Source organism: Mesorhizobium sp. WSM4976, assembly GCF_029625685.1.
In the GTDB taxonomy this organism is placed as follows: Bacteria; Pseudomonadota; Alphaproteobacteria; order Rhizobiales; family Rhizobiaceae; genus Mesorhizobium.
Genome location: NZ_JARTVT010000043.1, coordinates 21,168 through 36,760, shown reverse-complemented (window position 1 = coordinate 36,760; position 15,593 = coordinate 21,168). Strand labels below are relative to the sequence as shown.

General features: G+C 61.3%; 11 protein-coding genes and 5 pseudogenes. 2 read left to right on the top strand and 14 right to left on the bottom strand.

All coding sequences use genetic code 11. From position 1 onward, the window contains the following. Positions 1-780 (top strand): annotated as a pseudogene (locus P9272_RS33295) (IS3 family transposase); the annotation flags it as partial. A gap of 21 nt (positions 781-801) precedes the next feature. Here P9272_RS33295 and bioB read toward each other — a convergent pair. From bioB to P9272_RS33255, 8 genes and pseudogenes are all read right to left on the bottom strand, one after another. Continuing rightward, positions 802-1,577: pseudogene (gene bioB, locus P9272_RS33290) on the bottom strand (biotin synthase BioB); the annotation flags it as partial. 58 nt (positions 1,578-1,635) lie between these two features. After that, positions 1,636-2,088: an aspartate 1-decarboxylase gene (gene panD, locus P9272_RS33285; RefSeq protein WP_278164330.1), complete on the bottom strand. Its 453-nt coding sequence runs from the start codon at positions 2,086-2,088 to the stop codon at positions 1,636-1,638. 58 nt (positions 2,089-2,146) lie between these two features. Further along, positions 2,147-2,467 carry a hypothetical protein gene (locus P9272_RS33280; RefSeq protein WP_278164328.1) on the bottom strand — a complete coding sequence of 107 codons (321 nt, stop codon included), beginning with the start codon at positions 2,465-2,467 and terminating at the stop codon, positions 2,147-2,149. A 10-nt stretch (positions 2,468-2,477) separates the two neighbouring features. Beyond that, the gene (gene nadC / locus P9272_RS33275; RefSeq protein WP_278164326.1) at positions 2,478-3,359 is read right to left on the bottom strand and encodes a carboxylating nicotinate-nucleotide diphosphorylase; all 882 of its coding nucleotides are present in this window, start codon (positions 3,357-3,359) and stop codon (positions 2,478-2,480) included. Further along, complete coding sequence (locus P9272_RS33270; RefSeq protein ID WP_278164323.1) at positions 3,359-4,900, bottom strand: L-aspartate oxidase; 1,542 nt, start codon at positions 4,898-4,900, stop codon at positions 3,359-3,361. The genes nadC and P9272_RS33270 overlap by 1 nt, the downstream gene beginning before the upstream one ends. Then, a complete protein-coding gene (nadA, locus tag P9272_RS33265; protein WP_278164321.1) occupies positions 4,897-5,871 on the bottom strand; it encodes a quinolinate synthase NadA in 975 nt (324 codons plus the stop codon). Before nadA ends, P9272_RS33270 begins: the two co-directional genes overlap by 4 nt. A gap of 64 nt (positions 5,872-5,935) precedes the next feature. Continuing rightward, the gene (locus P9272_RS33260) at positions 5,936-6,904 is read right to left on the bottom strand and encodes a hypothetical protein (protein ID WP_278164319.1); all 969 of its coding nucleotides are present in this window, start codon (positions 6,902-6,904) and stop codon (positions 5,936-5,938) included. Between the two features lie 284 nt (positions 6,905-7,188). Beyond that, complete coding sequence (locus tag P9272_RS33255; protein WP_347404085.1) at positions 7,189-7,404, bottom strand: DUF4158 domain-containing protein; 216 nt, start codon at positions 7,402-7,404, stop codon at positions 7,189-7,191. A gap of 422 nt (positions 7,405-7,826) precedes the next feature. On the opposite strand from P9272_RS33255, the pseudogene P9272_RS33250 reads away from it, so the two are divergent. Further along, positions 7,827-8,223 (top strand): annotated as a pseudogene (locus P9272_RS33250) (transposase); the annotation flags it as partial. A 194-nt stretch (positions 8,224-8,417) separates the two neighbouring features. Here P9272_RS33250 and P9272_RS33245 read toward each other — a convergent pair. From P9272_RS33245 to P9272_RS33220, 6 genes and pseudogenes are all read right to left on the bottom strand, one after another. Beyond that, positions 8,418-8,561, bottom strand: a pseudogene (locus P9272_RS33245) (leucine zipper domain-containing protein); the annotation flags it as partial. Positions 8,562-8,777: 216 nt separating this feature from the next. Further along, positions 8,778-9,004 (bottom strand): annotated as a pseudogene (locus tag P9272_RS33240) (hypothetical protein); the annotation flags it as partial. Further along, complete coding sequence (locus P9272_RS33235) at positions 8,997-9,671, bottom strand: hypothetical protein (protein ID WP_278164315.1); 675 nt, start codon at positions 9,669-9,671, stop codon at positions 8,997-8,999. The pseudogene P9272_RS33240 and the gene P9272_RS33235, both read right to left, overlap by 8 nt. Next, positions 9,668-13,588 (bottom strand): hydantoinase B/oxoprolinase family protein, encoded by a 3,921-nt coding sequence (locus P9272_RS33230; protein WP_278164313.1) that lies wholly within the window; start codon positions 13,586-13,588, stop codon positions 9,668-9,670. The genes P9272_RS33235 and P9272_RS33230 overlap by 4 nt, the downstream gene beginning before the upstream one ends. 46 nt (positions 13,589-13,634) lie before the next feature. Continuing rightward, the gene (locus P9272_RS33225; protein WP_278164311.1) at positions 13,635-14,735 is read right to left on the bottom strand and encodes an ABC transporter ATP-binding protein; all 1,101 of its coding nucleotides are present in this window, start codon (positions 14,733-14,735) and stop codon (positions 13,635-13,637) included. A 62-nt stretch (positions 14,736-14,797) separates the two neighbouring features. Continuing rightward, complete coding sequence (locus tag P9272_RS33220; RefSeq protein WP_278164309.1) at positions 14,798-15,592, bottom strand: ABC transporter permease subunit; 795 nt, start codon at positions 15,590-15,592, stop codon at positions 14,798-14,800. Between the last annotated feature and the right edge of the window lies 1 nt (position 15,593).

Genomic DNA, 15,593 nt, shown 5'->3' with positions numbered 1-15,593 from the left:
GACTGCGTGACCTTGCCAACGAGCGAAGACGCTTCGGCTATCGGCGGTTGTTCATCCTGCTGCGGCGGGAGGGCGAGCCGTCAGGGATCAACCGCATCTATCGGCTCTACCGGGAGGAAGGGTTGACGGTTCGCAAGCGCCGGGCAAGACGGCGAGCAGTCGGCACGCGGGCGCCGATCCTGGTCAAGGCAAAGCCGAATGCGCGCTGGTCGCTGGATTTCGTCCATGACCAGTTCGCCTGCGGCCGGCGCTTCCGTGTGCTCAACATCGTCGACGACGTGACGCGCGAATGCCTGGCGGCGATCCCGGACACGTCGATCTCCGGCCGCCGGGTTGCTCGCGAGCTGACGGAACTGATCGGCCGCCGCGGCAAGCCCGGCACGATCGTCTCCGACCACGGCACCGAGTTCACCTCGAACGCCATCCTTGCATGGTCAAAGGATCACGGGATCGAATGGCACTACATCGCGCCGGGCAAGCCGATGCAGAACGGTTATGTCGAATCCTTCAACGGTCGCATGCGCGACGAGCTCTTGAACGAGAGCCTGTTCTTCGGCCTCGACCACGCCCGCAGCGCCATCGCCAAATGGCGGGAGGACTTCAACACTCGCGAGGCCGCATTCCTCGCTCGGCTACCAGACCCCGGCGGCCAATGCCGAGGTCATCACCGCAACCGGCTCCGACGCTGTGCTGATGGAAGGCTCCGCGTCTTCGCTGGTTGCTCAACCCGCGCCCCACGGCGTAACAGAAACGGCCGAGGCTCTAACTGCCACTGGATGAAACCTCAGTGGCAGGTCAGGTGCGCACGAATTCGATCGGTTCGATGGGTTCGGCCTCGCCAAGCGGCGTGCCTTCGATCGGGATCAGCATGTTGATCGGGACGCTGTCGGGCGGCTCCGGCAGGTTGGCGAGCGTTACCAGCATGTCGATGCGGTCAGCCTTCTCCTCGCCCATGCCGACGATGCCCCCGCAGCAGGCCTTGATGCCGCTGTCGCGGACATTGGCAAGTGTGTCCAGCCGCTCAGTGAATGTCCGGGTCGAGATGATCTCGCTGTAATAGCGCTCGGAGGTGTCGATGTTGTGGTTGTAGTAGTCGAGCCCGGCCTGCTTGAGCCGCCGTGCCTGACCAAGGTCAAGCATACCTAACGTCTGCAGGTCTCCATGCCGAGCGCCTTCACGCCCTCGACCATGGCGACCACGGCGTCCCCGTCGCGCTCCTGGGGGTTGCGCCAGGCGGCTCCCATACAGTAGCGGGTGGCGCCCGCCTCGCGTGCCTTCCTGGCCTCGGCGAGGACGCGCTGGACCTCCATCAGCTTCGAGGCCTTGAGCCCGGACTGATGATGCGATGACTGGCTGCAGTAGCCGCAATCCTCCGGGCAGCCGCCGGTCTTGATCGACAGCAGGCGCGACAGCTGCACCCGGTTGGGATCGAAATTCTCGCGATGAATGGTCTGGGCCTGGAACAGCAATTCGTTGAAGGGCAGGTCGTGGACGGCCTGGGCCGCCCCCTGGGTCCATTGGGGCGACGCCCCGTTGAACGGCTCAACAGCCGCGTTCAGATGCAGTTCTGCGTCCATTCCGCTTCCATCAACAAAAACGTTTGGGTATCAACCAGGAGAACAGGCTTGAGAACCGTCATGGTCGGCCCACCAGCGCCGGCACCGGCAGGACGTTGTTGGCTTCATTGAGTATGGAAAAGCTGTAGCCTCCCTCCGCATTGGGCTCGACCGAATAGGTCAGGCGATCAACGATGCGATTGCCCTTGTCGAAGGTTAGCACGCGTGGCTTGAGCGCGGTCAGCTCCCTCTCGTGCACGTAGACCGAATTGCAGATGATGGCCTGATCGCCCGGCTGGCAGGTGCGGGCCACGGCGCCGTTTAGGATGCAGCAGCGGGATCCACGCTCGCCGAGCATGACATAGGTCGAAATCCGGGCACCTGAATTCTTGTTCCAGATCTCGACGAATTCCATCGGCAGGATGCCAGCCTCTTCGCAATGGTCAGGGTCGAGCGTGATCGAGCCGTGATAGTCGAGATTGGCCTCGGTGACATAGATGCCGTGCAGCTTGCCGGCAACAATTTTGCGCATCCCTTCCTCCGAAATCACTTCAATCCTGTGCCGCGGTGTCTCGCGCTCTCGGCGCCTATCACGTGCTTTCTTCGGCTTGAGCGCATGAACGCTCCCTTCTGATCGCGTCGCAGGATTCGGTGAAAGCGACGTCCAACAGACAACCGAGTGCTTCCAGTCCGTGAGAGGCAGCCATCTGGCGCAGTTCGTCGAGCCGGCAGATGATGAAGCCAAGTGCTTCCACGTGGTCTTTTGTTTGTTCCTGACGCGTCACTTTTTCCTCGCCGGTTGAACTGTGTGGTCCGGCAGCGAACAGGCTTGCGTCGGCGGTCGGTGGAACTAAGGACGTGCTGGAGCAAGTTAGTCTGCGACCAAAGGAGTTCCTGCGATCCCGCTTCATATCCTCTCCCTCAGTTCAGATGCCTGCTGCAATTCCGGTCGGCTGGCATGTCGAGCCCGATATCGAGGATGGGAGCGCTGTGGGTAAGCCAGCCGGCCGAGATAAGGTCGACGCCGGTCGCCGCAATTGCCGGAGCCGTTTTCGGTGTCACCCGACCTGACGCCTCGGTGAGAGCCCTGCCCCCGACCATTGCCACGGCTTGGCCAAGGTCCTCGAGCGACATGTTGTCCAGGAGCACCGCGTCAACGCTCGCCTGGAGCGCCATCTCCAACTGATCGAGCGTGTCGACCTCCACCTCGATCTTGATCATGTGGCCTACCGCACGACGCGCTCGCTCGATTGCGGTGCGAATGTCGCCGGCAATGGCGATATGGTTGTCTTTGATGAGCACGGCATCGTCGAGCGCGAAGCGGTGATTGGCGCCGCCGCCCGCGCGCACGGCATATTTTTCCAGGACACGCAGGCCTGGTGTTGTTTTTCGCGTGCATACGATCTTCGCGTTATGGCCGCGTACCGCGTTTACAAGCGAGGCCGTCGCCGTTGCGATGCCACTCAGCTTGCATAGGAAATTGAGCGCCGTCCGCTCAGCCGTCAGCAGGCTGCGCGCCGGCCCATTTACGATCGCGATGGTTTCACCGGCCGACACTTTGCCACCCTCGGGACAGCGCAATTGCATGCTGATCCCAGGATCGACTAGCAGGAAGGCAAACATAACCAGATCGAGCCCGGCAACGACGCCAGCCTGCCTGGCATTCAACGCAAAGGTGGCTTTGCGATCGGCCGGGATGATTGCGTCGCTTGTGATGTCGCCGGCTCTACCCAGATCTTCCATGAGGGCACTGCGCACGATAGGTTCCATGATGATCTGGGGGAGCGGTGCAAGTGAAGTCATTAACGGCTCCGTTCGGCAGTTTGCCAGTTGAGCGCGACGGCACTCTCGAAGGCTGTGCAGAGCGTAAGCCGGGAGGGGAGGGGGTCAGCATCGCGCTGCGGGAAATCGGATCGGAAATGCGAACCGCGACTCTCCTCGCGCCGAAGGGCCGCGATCGCGATCAGCAGTGCCACCAGGGCCGGATCGGCCGCAGCCGTCTCGCCAACTGCGATCGGCAGCATTGTCGCGACTGCGTCGCGCAGGGCCTTGCCGTCGCGGATAATGCCCAGCGCATTGGACACAAGCTGGCGTATTGAGGAAGGGTCCGGGCGCACCGGAACGGTTTCGGGAAGCCTTGGCCACTGCCAGCCGGCGCATGTGCCGGACACACTTGCCGCCACCCAAGCGGCGGTCGCAACGGCTTCGGTCAGAGAGTTGCTGGCCAGTCGGTTGGCGCCGTGCAGCCCGGTGCATGCGACCTCCCCACAAGCCCATAGCCCGTCAAGGGAACTGCGCCCTTCGACGTCCACGGCCACGCCGCCCATATGATAGTGGGCCGCGGGACGCACCGGGATCGGCTCCATGGCCGGATCGATACCGGCCTGCTTGCAAGCGGCGTCGATCGCCGGAAAGCGCTTTGCGAATTTCGGGCCGAGGCATCGCCGGGCGTCGAGATAGACGCGGCGGCCGGCGGCGAGTTGGTCGGAGATTGCCCGCGAAACAACATCGCGCGGAGCAAGTTCGGCGCCGGGCGTATCGGCAAGAAAGCGGTTGCCGTGGTCGTCCACAAGCACCGCGCCTTCACCACGCACCGCCTCGCTTATCAGCGGCATCGGCCGGCGGGGGTTATCGAGCGCCGTCGGATGGAATTGCACGAATTCCAGATCGGCGAGCTCCGCGCCGGCGCAGGCGGCAAGCGCAAGGCCGTGGCCATAGGAGGAAAGTGGGTTCGTCGTATCGCTAAAGAGGCCGCCGATACCGGCGGTCACAAGCACCACACGGCGGGTCGGGAATGCGATCACGCCTGAATGCAGGACAGCCAGCACGCCCACGATGCCGCCTTCAGCGACAACGAGGCGAAGGGCTGAAACGCCTTCCAAGATTCTGATCGAGAGTGTCCGGCGCGCCACGGCGAGCAGCACACGAAACAGCTCGCGGCCGGTGGTGTCACCAGCAGCATGCACGATGCGGCGGCGCGAATGCGCTGCCTCCAGGCCGAGCCGCAGCTTGCCATTGAGTCCTCGGTCGAACGGCACACCGAGACGGATAAGGTGGTCGATGGCTTGAGGCACAGCCTCAACGACGCGCTTGGCCATCGCTTCGTCGCACAGCCCATCGCCGGCAACAAGTGTATCGGTCAGATGCAATTCGAAACTGTCGTCATCCCCCAGGCTTGCTGCAAGCCCGCCCTGGGCAAGTGTGGTGGAGGCTTCGGTTCCGAGCGGTGTTCTGGACAGAAGAACGACCGGCTGTGGCGACAGGTGAAGCGCAGTCATCAGGCCGGCGACGCCGGCGCCGATAATGATCGCGGCCCCGCCAATGTCACGACTCTCTTGCGTCATACGGCGAGCATCCGTTCCAACGCCCGGCGCGCGCGGTCAGCGACGCCGGGATCGATCGTCACCATGTGGCGGTTCTCCTCGAGCGCCGCTCGGATTTTGGCGAGCGTAATGCGTTTCATGTGCGGGCAGAGGTTGCAGGGGCGCACGAAGTCGACGTCCGGATGCTCGACGGCGACGTTGTCGCTCATCGAGCATTCGGTAATCAGCACCACGCGCGCGGGCTTGTGCCGTCCAACATAGTCGGACATCGCCGCCGTCGAGCCGGCGAAATCCGCTTCCGCGACAACCTCCGGCGGGCATTCGGGATGGGCCAGCACCGTGACGCCGGGATGTGCTTCGCGCAACTCGCGTATGTCGGCGGGGCTGAAGCGCTCATGCACTTCACAGTGTCCCTTCCAGGCGATGATCTCGACCTTTGTCTGTGCCGCGATGTTTCTTGCCAGATATTCGTCGGGTAGCATGATCACCCGCGGTGCGCCGAGAGACTCCACGACCGCTAGCGCGTTGCCCGAGGTGCAGCAGATGTCGGATTCCGCCTTCACAGCGGCGGAGGTGTTGACGTAGGTCACGATCGGCGCGCCGGGGTAGCGTTGCCGCATCAGAGGCACATCCGAAGCCGTGATCGAGTCGGCCAGCGAACAGCCGGCGCCGAGATCCGGGATGAGCACGGTCTTGCCGGGATTGAGCAGCTTCGCCGTCTCGGCCATGAAATGCACGCCGGCGAGTACGATGATGTCAGCATCGACCGCCGTCGCCTTGCGGGCAAGCGCGAGGCTGTCGCCGACGATGTCGGCCACGCAATGGAAGATCTCGGGCGTCTGGCAGTTGTGCGCCAGGATGACGGCGTTGCGCTCGCGCTTCAGCGCCAAGATGGCGTCAATGTCGCCGGTGAAGGCTGGCCATTCGATCGACGGGATCACCCGCTGGACGCGTTCATAGAGAGACGCGGCCGTAGGTAGCGCCCTGGTCATCCGCGCCTCCGCTTATATTCCGGATGATAATAAACTGGATATATCTACACCGACTATAACGGTGTCAAGCCCGCGAGAGCGGCAATTTTGTCCCCAAAACGACAGCGCTGTCGTCGAGAATGGCACGGCGGAATTGGTAGAGCTTTGCCGGCCGGCCACCAGTCTCGAGACAGGTCTCGCCGGTTTCCTCGACCAGCTCCTGCTGCTCGACCAACCTCCGGAAGTTCGGTTTGTTGATGAGCCTGCCGGCCAAGGCTTCCACGGTCCGCTGCAATTGGAGGAGGGTGAAAGTCGGGCGCATCAGCTCGAACACGACAGGCCGGTATTTGATCTTGGAGCGCAGCCGCGCGATGCCCGTCGCCAGGATACGGCGGTGGTCTGCGACCATCGCTCTGCCCGACACGGAAGCCGCAGGAGCGGCTATAGGGTCCCCACCCCCTTCCTCGACAAGCGCGGCTTCATAGAGCAGCTCGTAGCGCTGGAGCGTAAGCTCCTCATTCCAGCGACGGTCCTCAAAAGCGAAGGCAATTGCCGCGCGATGGCGGCGCTCGCGCCGCGCGGCAGCGCTCTCGGCGCCCTTTGCCCATGCAATCAGGAGCGGCCGCAGCGCACCAAGGGCCTTCGGCGTACCCAAGCGGTGATCCTCCCAGGGAAAATAGTCGTACCAGCTTCTCCACTGCGACGTGCGCGACGGCGTCATCGGATTCTGCCGGGTCAGCGCAAGATAGCTGATGGAGATGTTGCGCTGCTCACGCCCGGCAATGATCCGGTCACGGTCGGCAAAGGTATAGAGCTGCTCTATATAGCCCAACGGATGACCTGTCTGCTGTTCGACCCAGTCCCTCAAGCCGGACTGGAGCGATCGGTGACTCAGCTCGAACGGTCCGGAGGGAAGGGAATCCCGCTGGCCGACAGTGAGAATGCAAGGGTCGCGGTCGCTCACGGCGGCGACCACAGCGATCAGGTCCACGTTAATATCGCGGCCCTTGCGGGCCGTAATCGTTTTTCTAGGTCGTGTTGCCTGGTCGTGCATGTTCGAATCGTGGCCGCCGCCGAGGGCGGCTAAACCGATTTAATAAGTATGGACTTTGCGGCGCTGTCGGTCAACTAGGCACACGTACTGTCTTTGGCGTTAGGACTGGCACGAAACTGCGCCGAACGCGACATCCGCAGTGGTTAACGCAGGGGAAGGAAAAGCGCTTGAACCTATTGCGCAGGACCCACGGCTCCTCACAGCTGGGGATGCGGCATGCGCGCAAACCAGCTTGGCCTCCAGGTCGGACACGGGCCGAAAGGAAAGTTTGGACTGATGTGCGATCATGGCGTTGCTGTCTCACGTTGCCCGCACCCCATTTGTCGCATCGTGCAGAGTTGAACGGCGAAGCCCAGCTTGTTCTGCCGTCGCCGGCGGAGTTCGCATTCCAATCTATCTGCCGGGCCCAGTGTAAAGTGACGGATCAGACTATCCTCGTCCGCCGCTATGCCCAGAAGTATCGCCGCTTCCTTCGAACTGACAAGCCGTCTTCTATCCACTCGCCTTCTCCCTCGACACATTTAATTCCAAGGGGAAGTGGTTCGCCATCGGCCGGAAGCTTTCAACCAGCCCGGTGGCTTCATCTACAGATCTATGCGCGTGTTCGCGCTTCGTTTGGCCTTAGCGTGTCCGCGGGAACAGTTCTTGTTCCGACCCCTCGATAGCCATGTGGTGATTCTCTCCTTTCCATCATCATGGCCTCGCGCACAGAATTCCTGACAGTCCCGGCTCGGCGTCTCAACGTGTTGAACGACCTTGGCGGATTGTCCGGGATCTAACCTGTCAACGAGATCGCCTTGCCCTTCGTCCCCTCGGCACGATCTGGCGTCACCCCCACAGCAACGCCCCCCTCCGGCCGCGAATAGCCTGACGCCGGCAGCTAGCTGGTATAGCCCGCTTCAACGGTGCGCCCTTATGCTGATTTCTCAACACCGTCGATGCCGAGGTGCCGGACAAAGCCGTTCACGTCATCCTCGCCAATTACGCCGCCCATAAGCACCCTAAGTGCGTGCCTGGCTCAACCGCCACCTGCGCTTCACCTTCCACTTCACCCCCACGTCTTGCTCCTGGCTCAACGCCGTCGAGGGCTTCTTCGCCAACCTGTCCAAGCGACGCCTCAAGCGAGGCGTCTTTCATTCTGTCGTCGACCTGCAGGCGGCCATCAACCGCTTCCTCGCCGAGCACAATCGACAACTCAACCCTTCACCTGGAACACAGACCCCGACAAAATCATCGCCGCCCTCAAACACGTGGTCAATCCACTAGGCCGAAGGACGAAATCTCGTCCAAATAGAGCGTCTATTGAATATTCTCAATGAAGAGCGGGACAAAACGTCCGTTCCTCACGTATTCACGACCATCGGCACGCCGATCTGTCGGTTTTGCTTAAAATATCTCGCGCCTACATAGCGCAGGGGCCAGAGATCCTTTATGAAGGGATTGCGTACGGCGAATTCGGGAATGCTACTCTTAAAGCCGTCTGTTTCCAACGTTGCCGCCGCAGCGCCATGATGCGCTCGACCCAGCGCGCCACGATCTTGGCTGACACGCCATAGACGCGCGCCGGATGGGCTTTGGAAAAACCGCCCTCTATCACCGACAGCGCCATCTCCTCTCGACGCGGCGGCGTGAGACGGGCATTCTTGTGGATGTTCATTCGGACCCTCCGGTGAGTGCTGAAGCTTGGTAACTCCAGTCTCCTCGATCCGGTCCGAATGGACAACCTCCTGAAAGCTCACAGCTAAAGCAGTTCGCAGCGAAGGAAAAGCGCCTTCTACCTCACCGCTGGTTGTCTGCGGGTACTCGGCTTGGACGGCATGGATGTCGCCAAGCTGGCCCTTTGCAACACGTCCCGCGCTTGTCGAGTCATGGGCTCGGCATGGGCCAACTCCCGTTTAGGAGCGTAGCTGCGAGCATGATCGAGGCCGAGCTCGGCGGCGGAGGCGTTGCCCTTTCCGGATTGGAGGACAAGGCGCCGGCGACCAGCGCAAATTCGCCGTCGACACGCGCGGCAATGCGGTGCACCGCTTCGATGAAGGCACCTTGTGTCGCTTGGAGCTCGCAAATTCGACGTAACCACAACCTGCTGAAATCACTCAACTTTTGGAAAGGATACTAAGTTGGCAGCGATTTCTTCAAGCGCGCACCTGGCGGCGTGTAACTGAACCTCCAAAGCCATGGAGGCGAAATCCTGTCTTTGGAAGAACTCGATTCGACCTTCCGCCCGTATCGTGCGCAAGAGAGCGCTCACCTGTTGGGGCAGGTATGGAACATGCATCAAACCGATCGGAGACGCGGTCGACCCAGAGGCGTGTGAGAGGGCCGTATATAGAGACGCGTTGCATAGAAAAGTGCCCGCATGTTCGGAAAGCCGGGCGGGAATGCCTTCGTTCAACAGTCGCTCCTCGATCCGTCGCACCGGCCAGGTCGCCAATAGAGCGGCGGGGCCGGCCGTTGAAACAGGCTCGGTTCGCAACGAGCCGTCATTGTCGGGAACGTTGAACTCTGCAAAATTTATCGCAAGGCGCTCCAGCCGAATCATGGTTTCGCCAGGCCAAAGCCCGACAAGCATAATACCGTCCGGACGCAGCTCATCGATAAGCTTACGCAACATGTCCGGCATGCGCGCCATGCTGACCGGCAGAGTTCTCGCTACCACCTTAGCGCCTCCTGTCGAGGCGCCCTCCAGGTGCCGCACCAGTTCGGCCGACGGATTGACAACACGCCCGCCGTAACCTTCGAAGCCGGTGACCAGAAGCCGAGTCACGAAACCGCCTCGGTTGGCGCCGCCGCTGCGACGCGTCGGTTGATCTCGGAGGGCCCTGCTCGCAGCATTGCACGATGCTGCTCCGTGGCCTTCCTGTCGATGTGGTCCGAGCCGAGAACAAACACGGCACCATAGAGGTCCTCCGCTTGGGTTTTGGTGATCCAACCCTCGTTCACGTCATGCTGGAGGCGATCCAGGTCGCGGTCGAGCGGGTTTCCGTAACCGCCACCGCCATTGTCTGTTCCGCGGAGCCATTCACCCGGTATCAGCGTCACCGTCACGAAATTGGGAAGGCGGATTTGCGTGCCGTCGGCAGCGATCTTCCAGGTTTTGGCGGCCGCGCCCGCATGGCCGCCCCTCACGCCCCGCGGCGGGTTTTCCTGCATGTCGCAAGGAATGACCACCGTCATCGGATCGTGTCGTGGGCCAATCACCAGTTCGCACCCCGGCGCTCCCCGGAAACGACCGGGACCGCCAGACCCAGCGACCAGACGCAGGCTGCGTACCAGCATAGGATGCTTGAGCTCGTCGAGCTCGATGCTGTCGCGATATTGAAGACCGCCCACCACCGGAAGGCCATACATGACCCATCCATCCGATCTTGACGAGGCAGGACCGCCATTGACGCCGAGTATGAGCTGGTTGACGTAGGCCGCTCCGTTCCGTCGCCAGTCCTTGCCGGAGACTACGCTGAGTCCCACGCTCATGGCGCCGCCGCCTTCGGCCAAGCCCCACCCTTCGCCGATTTCGGCAAAGGCGGACTGAGTCAGATTTACCAGCCAATGGGCGACGTTGGTCGTTGCCATTGAGCAGCTATGCGGAAATTTCGGGGAACCCGCGACGCAGTTCTCCCGCAGTAGAACCCGGAGGCGCCGGAGGCTGCCGGAGTTGTGCGGGATGTCGTGCTCGACACAATTGAAGACACCGTTCACCGCATTGTTTGTGGCCGTCGCAAGCGACTGGTTAAGGCCGCAATCCACGCAGTCGACATTGTCCCGGAGGTCGACAGTGATCAGGGCATTCACGGGATCGATGTCGATCTCCACAGCCAGCGGGATGCCGTCGGGCAATACAGGTGGCATCGGATCGTGCCGGCCTTCCCTACGCATGTGGTTTGCGGGCAATGCCGAGATCGCCTTGATCATTCGCCGCTCCGAATAATCCAGCCATTCTGATATGAACTTCTTGATGCGGTCACGGCCATACTTGGCGATGAGCTCCTTCAGGCGCCGCTCACCGACACGGGCAGCGCCGACGGCAGCCAGATAGTCGCCATACCACTGGTCGGGAACGCGTATGCGCGAGCGGCACATACGGATTATGTCGTCCTGGTCCTTGCCGTCGCGTTGCACCCTGACGCAAGGGAAGATCAGGCTACCCTCGTGATAAACATCGCGTGCTCCGGCGAAGTAAGTCGTCGGCTCACTGTTGCCGATGTCTGCCTGATGCGCCTTGGCGCAGGCGGTGAACATATGCTCGCCTTCGAAGAAGACCGGCACAAGGATCGTGTGGTCAGCGGGATGCGAATTGCCGAGATAGGGATCGTTGTGCAGGAAGGCATCGCCCTCGCGCATGTCGGGATGCAGGTCGCACATGGACTGCGTCTGCAGATGCATTCCGAAAATATGGACCGGCAGACCTTCCGCTGAAGACAGAAGCTGGTTATCGGCCGTGCATAGGCCGCACGAGAAATCCCGGCCCATGTTTATGACGGCCGAACGGGCCGCTCGGAGCAGGGTATTGGACATCTCACGCACGATGCCATCCAACCGGTTGGCTATGACAATCGTCTCGGTGGGATCGTCATCGGGATGCCCGGTCTGCCGGGCAACATCGTCGGCATCGGACGGATCAGCTTCCAGAAGGTAACTTCCCAACGCGCTGACTTTCGCCCGCATGCCGGGATAGACGACCACGGTCGTTGTCGGCTCGACGATTAGGGAAGGGCCGTCGATCACCGCGCCTGGGCCAAGGTCCTCGCCATACCAGATCGCCGTTTGAACTGCGCCGGAGGCTGTGAACCAAGCCGCGCGGGAGGTTCGCGGCGAAGGCTGCCTCTGGGGCGGACCGGCTTGGAGACGCGGCTTCTCCAGTTCCGCAATGAGCCTGATTTTCCAATTGAGGAATTCGACCGGCTGGTTGGTATCTCGCACGGCAAAAACGCGCTCGTGCACGTCGTGAAAAGCATCGACCAGCGCGGCGACATCGGAGGCATCCGCCACGCCGGCTCGCGGCAAGGCCACGTCGAGTTCCCAGACCTGCGACAGGTAGCGGGCCTCGACGAAATATTCGAGTCGGATGTTCTTCAGTCCGCGACCTGCAAGCCGGGTCGAGAACGCCTCCGCTTTCTCCTCCAGGCCGAACAGCGCGGCGCGCACCAGTTCATGATCGAAATTCGACGAATTCGTGAATGCGTTAGTGTTGAACTCTGAGACGATGTCCGAGAACTGGGCCCCGCACGCACTGAGCGCACCGGCACTCCGAGGCAGGATGACCTGGTTGCAGCCAAGCTCCCTTGCAATGGGCAGGATATTGAGGCCACCGGCTCCGCCTCCCGCCACAAGAATACTGTCGGTCGGGTCAAGCCCTTCCTTGATGGTTATATCCCGAACCGCGCCGATCATGTGCTCGTTCGCGATCGTCATGATGGCCGCAGCGGTTTCTTCGATCCCGATCCCGAGTTCCTGTGCAAGCGAGGCCATGACGCTGCGGGCCGCGCCCATGTCGAGCCGCATGCGACCGCCGAGGAAATTGTCGGGATCAAGATATCCGAGAACCGCCGCGGCATCCGTTACGGTTGGCTTCGTGCCGCCGCGGCCGTAACAGGCCGGGCCGGGAACCGCCCCAGCACTGCCTGGGCCGACACGAAGCAGGCCGCCGCTGTCGATCCAGGCGATGGATCCGCCTCCCGCCCCGTAGCTGCGCACATCGACCGACGAAAGGCCGGTGCAATGGCCGGTCCAGAGACCGCCCAACCAGGTATCCCGCGTGAAGACGGGCGCGCCCTCGCGCACCAGCGATACGTCGAACGTGGTTCCGCCGGTATCACAGATGATGACGTCCTTGCCCGCGCTTTCCAGGCCGGCATACGCAATGCCGGCAATGGGAGCCATGGCCGGACCCGAGCGCACCAGGTAGATCGGCTGCTCGATCAGGTCTTCCACATGCATGACACCGCCGAATGATGTGGCGACGACGGTTTCGCCGGAATAGCCGGCGGCACGCAGATCGGCTTCAAGATCCCGCAGGTGCCGTTGCATAAGGGGCTTCAGGGATGCGTCGATCGCGGCAGAGGATGCACGCCGATACTCGCGCAGCACGGGGTTCAACTGATGCGAAAGCGTAAAGGGCAGATCGGGCCTCATTTCGCGGATGATTTCGCCCATACGCAACTCATGTGCCGGATTGGCCACTGACCACAGGAAACATACGGCCACGGCCTCCACGTCCAGAGTGTCGAACTTGGCGACAATCTCACGCGCCCGCTCTTCGTCGAAGGATGTCAGTACATCGCCTTCGGAGGAGACACGCCCACGGCACTCAAAGGTAAGGCTGCGTGGAATATAGGGCTCGGGATAGTCGACATCGAGTTGATGAGGATTGAGTTTCCCGCCCTCCTTCAGCACCAGGATGTCGGGAAAGCCTTCCGTCGTAAGAAACGCAGTCCGGGCCGTCTTGCCCTCGACGATGGCATTGGTCGCGCGTGTGGTTCCGTAGATAAAGAGCGAGGTTGCCGCGAGAAGCTCGCTCAGCGTTATGTCGCGTTCGCGCGCGACCACTTCCAGCGCATCGCTGATACCTGAAAATGCGCGTTCCGGAGTCGTCAGCGCTTTGCCCAGGGCAAGCGTCCCGTCACCGCTCGACAAAACGATGTCGGTGAAGGTGCCGCCGGTATCGACAGAAATTGTGAAACCCATCTCTCGTTTTCCTCCCTAATGGCTGCAAGCGAGAATGCTCATCGCTCTATTCGTTCAGAAGAATGACATCGTCCGGCCGAAAGCCGATTGCGACTGCGCCTTCGTTGATATCTTTCGCGTGTCTGGGTGTGGTTATGACTGCCGTTTCGCCATCCTCGAGAGAAATATGCCAGTCGGCGTTCGCCCCCCGGAACATGCGTGTGACCAGTTGTGCGGGCACGCATATTGGGCAGTTGCCTGCATCAGGTCCGATCGCGATCGATTCCGCCCGAATGGCGATCCAGACAGGCCCAGTCGTGCCCATATAGGCACCCCGCGCGACACTAAAGGTCTGACCTGCAAATGTGAGCGTCGCGCGGTCCCCTTGCATGGCACTGCATCGGGCCATAAACAGGTTTCCGCCTCTGAAGAACTTCGCGACGAAACGGTTCTCCGGGCGCAAGTAGATAGCTTCCGGCGTGCCAATCTGTGCCGCTTTGCCTTCCTTCAGCACCACGATCCGATCGCTCATGGTAAGCGCTTCCTCTTGGTCGTGCGTAACGTACAGAAAGGTGGTGCCGGTGCTGCGCTGGATGCGCTTGAGTTCCCCTTGCATTTCGCGCCTGATTTTCTCGTCCAGCGCGGACAAGGGTTCATCGAGCAGAAGAATGGCCGGGCGCGGAGCCAGTGCGCGCGCCAGCGCGACGCGTTGCTGCTCACCGCCAGAAAGCGTGGCAACGGCCTTTTTGCTCATGCCGGCCAATCCGACGAGATCAAGAAGCTCGTCCACGCGCTTCGCCGTTTCGGCGGTAGGCATGTTCCTGATTCGTAACCCGTAGCCGATGTTCTTCTCAACATTCATGTTGGGAAAGACCGCATATTGCTGGAACATCATTCCGACATTGCGCCGCCAGGGTGGAACCTTGCTCACATCGATGCCTGAGATCAGGACGGTGCCCTGATCCGGCTTTTCCAGTCCCGCGACGATCCGTAGGGTGGTCGACTTGCCGGAGCCGCTTGCACCAAGAAAGGTGAAAAATTCTCCCTGGCCGATCTGCAATGACAGATTATCTGCCACGATCTTAGAGCCATAGGCCTTGCTCAGGCTGTCTATCTCTAGGATCGGCCGTTTGCCGTCGGCTTCAACGTTTCCATCCAGCGGATTCATCGTGCCTCCCGCCTTGACAGCGGAATGTATTGAGCGCGGGTGGTGGTTCGTTGCATCGCCGCTCATTGTTTCGAGGCTCCGGTTGGTCGCCAGAATGAAATGAGAATCATGAAGAACACCAGCCCGACGGTGATCAGGATCAGGGAAGCCATGACGGCGAAGAGTTGCGGCGACAGACCGATCTGGAGGAAAGTCGACCAGATGTAGGTCTGAATGGTGTTGTAGGGTCCCTGCACCATCGCCGTGCGGATGGTTTCATTGAAGGAGATGATGGCCGCGAAGATCGCCGCACCGCTGAGACCGGGGGCGATCGCGGGCAGTTCCACATCAATGAATGCGCGCCACCGATTGGCCCCGCTCATATAGGCAGCCTCCAGAAACACGGTGTTGAAGCTCGCCATCACAGCTACGATAACGAGGAAGGCAAAGGGGAGCGACCATATCACCTGCACGAGCACGATCGTGGCAAGCGATGACGGGATGCCGAGCAGCTTGAGAAAGAAGGCGCAGGCCAGTCCCATCGTGACAGCCGGAATGAACAAGGGCAGAATCATCAGCATTACAATGGCGCGTTTGGCCCGGAACTCGCGTATCGACATTGCGGCGAGCAAGGCCAGTATCGGAGTAATGATCGCCGAAAGCAGCGCTGCGATGATCGACGTCCGTAACGACGTTACGATCATCCTGCTTTGAACCATCTCCGAGAACCACTGCGTGGTGAATGTCATGCCGGCATCCACCTGGCCGGTTTTGCTGAACGCGACCAGGATCGGCTGCAGCAACGGGCCATAGAGGAATATCAGGACGAGAACCAACAGCACGGTGAAGGAGAAGCGTGCGGCGCGCGCGTCGTACATC

Bases quoted from the DNA above. Each gene is read 5' to 3' on its own strand.
- P9272_RS33225 (WP_278164311.1), bottom strand. From the start codon at position 14,735: ATGAATCCGCTGGATGGAAACGTTGAAGCCGACGGCAAACGGCCGATC.
- nadA (WP_278164321.1), bottom strand. From the start codon at position 5,871: ATGACCAGGGCGCTACCTACGGCCGCGTCTCTCTATGAACGCGTCCAG.
- P9272_RS33260 (WP_278164319.1), bottom strand. From the start codon at position 6,904: ATGCACGACCAGGCAACACGACCTAGAAAAACGATTACGGCCCGCAAG.
- P9272_RS33280 (WP_278164328.1), bottom strand. From the start codon at position 2,467: ATGAAGCGGGATCGCAGGAACTCCTTTGGTCGCAGACTAACTTGCTCC.
- P9272_RS33230 (WP_278164313.1), bottom strand. From the start codon at position 13,588: ATGGGTTTCACAATTTCTGTCGATACCGGCGGCACCTTCACCGACATC.
- P9272_RS33220 (WP_278164309.1), bottom strand. From the start codon at position 15,592: ATGTACGACGCGCGCGCCGCACGCTTCTCCTTCACCGTGCTGTTGGTT.
- P9272_RS33270 (WP_278164323.1), bottom strand. From the start codon at position 4,900: ATGACGCAAGAGAGTCGTGACATTGGCGGGGCCGCGATCATTATCGGC.
- nadC (WP_278164326.1), bottom strand. From the start codon at position 3,359: ATGACTTCACTTGCACCGCTCCCCCAGATCATCATGGAACCTATCGTG.
- panD (WP_278164330.1), bottom strand. From the start codon at position 2,088: ATGCGCAAAATTGTTGCCGGCAAGCTGCACGGCATCTATGTCACCGAG.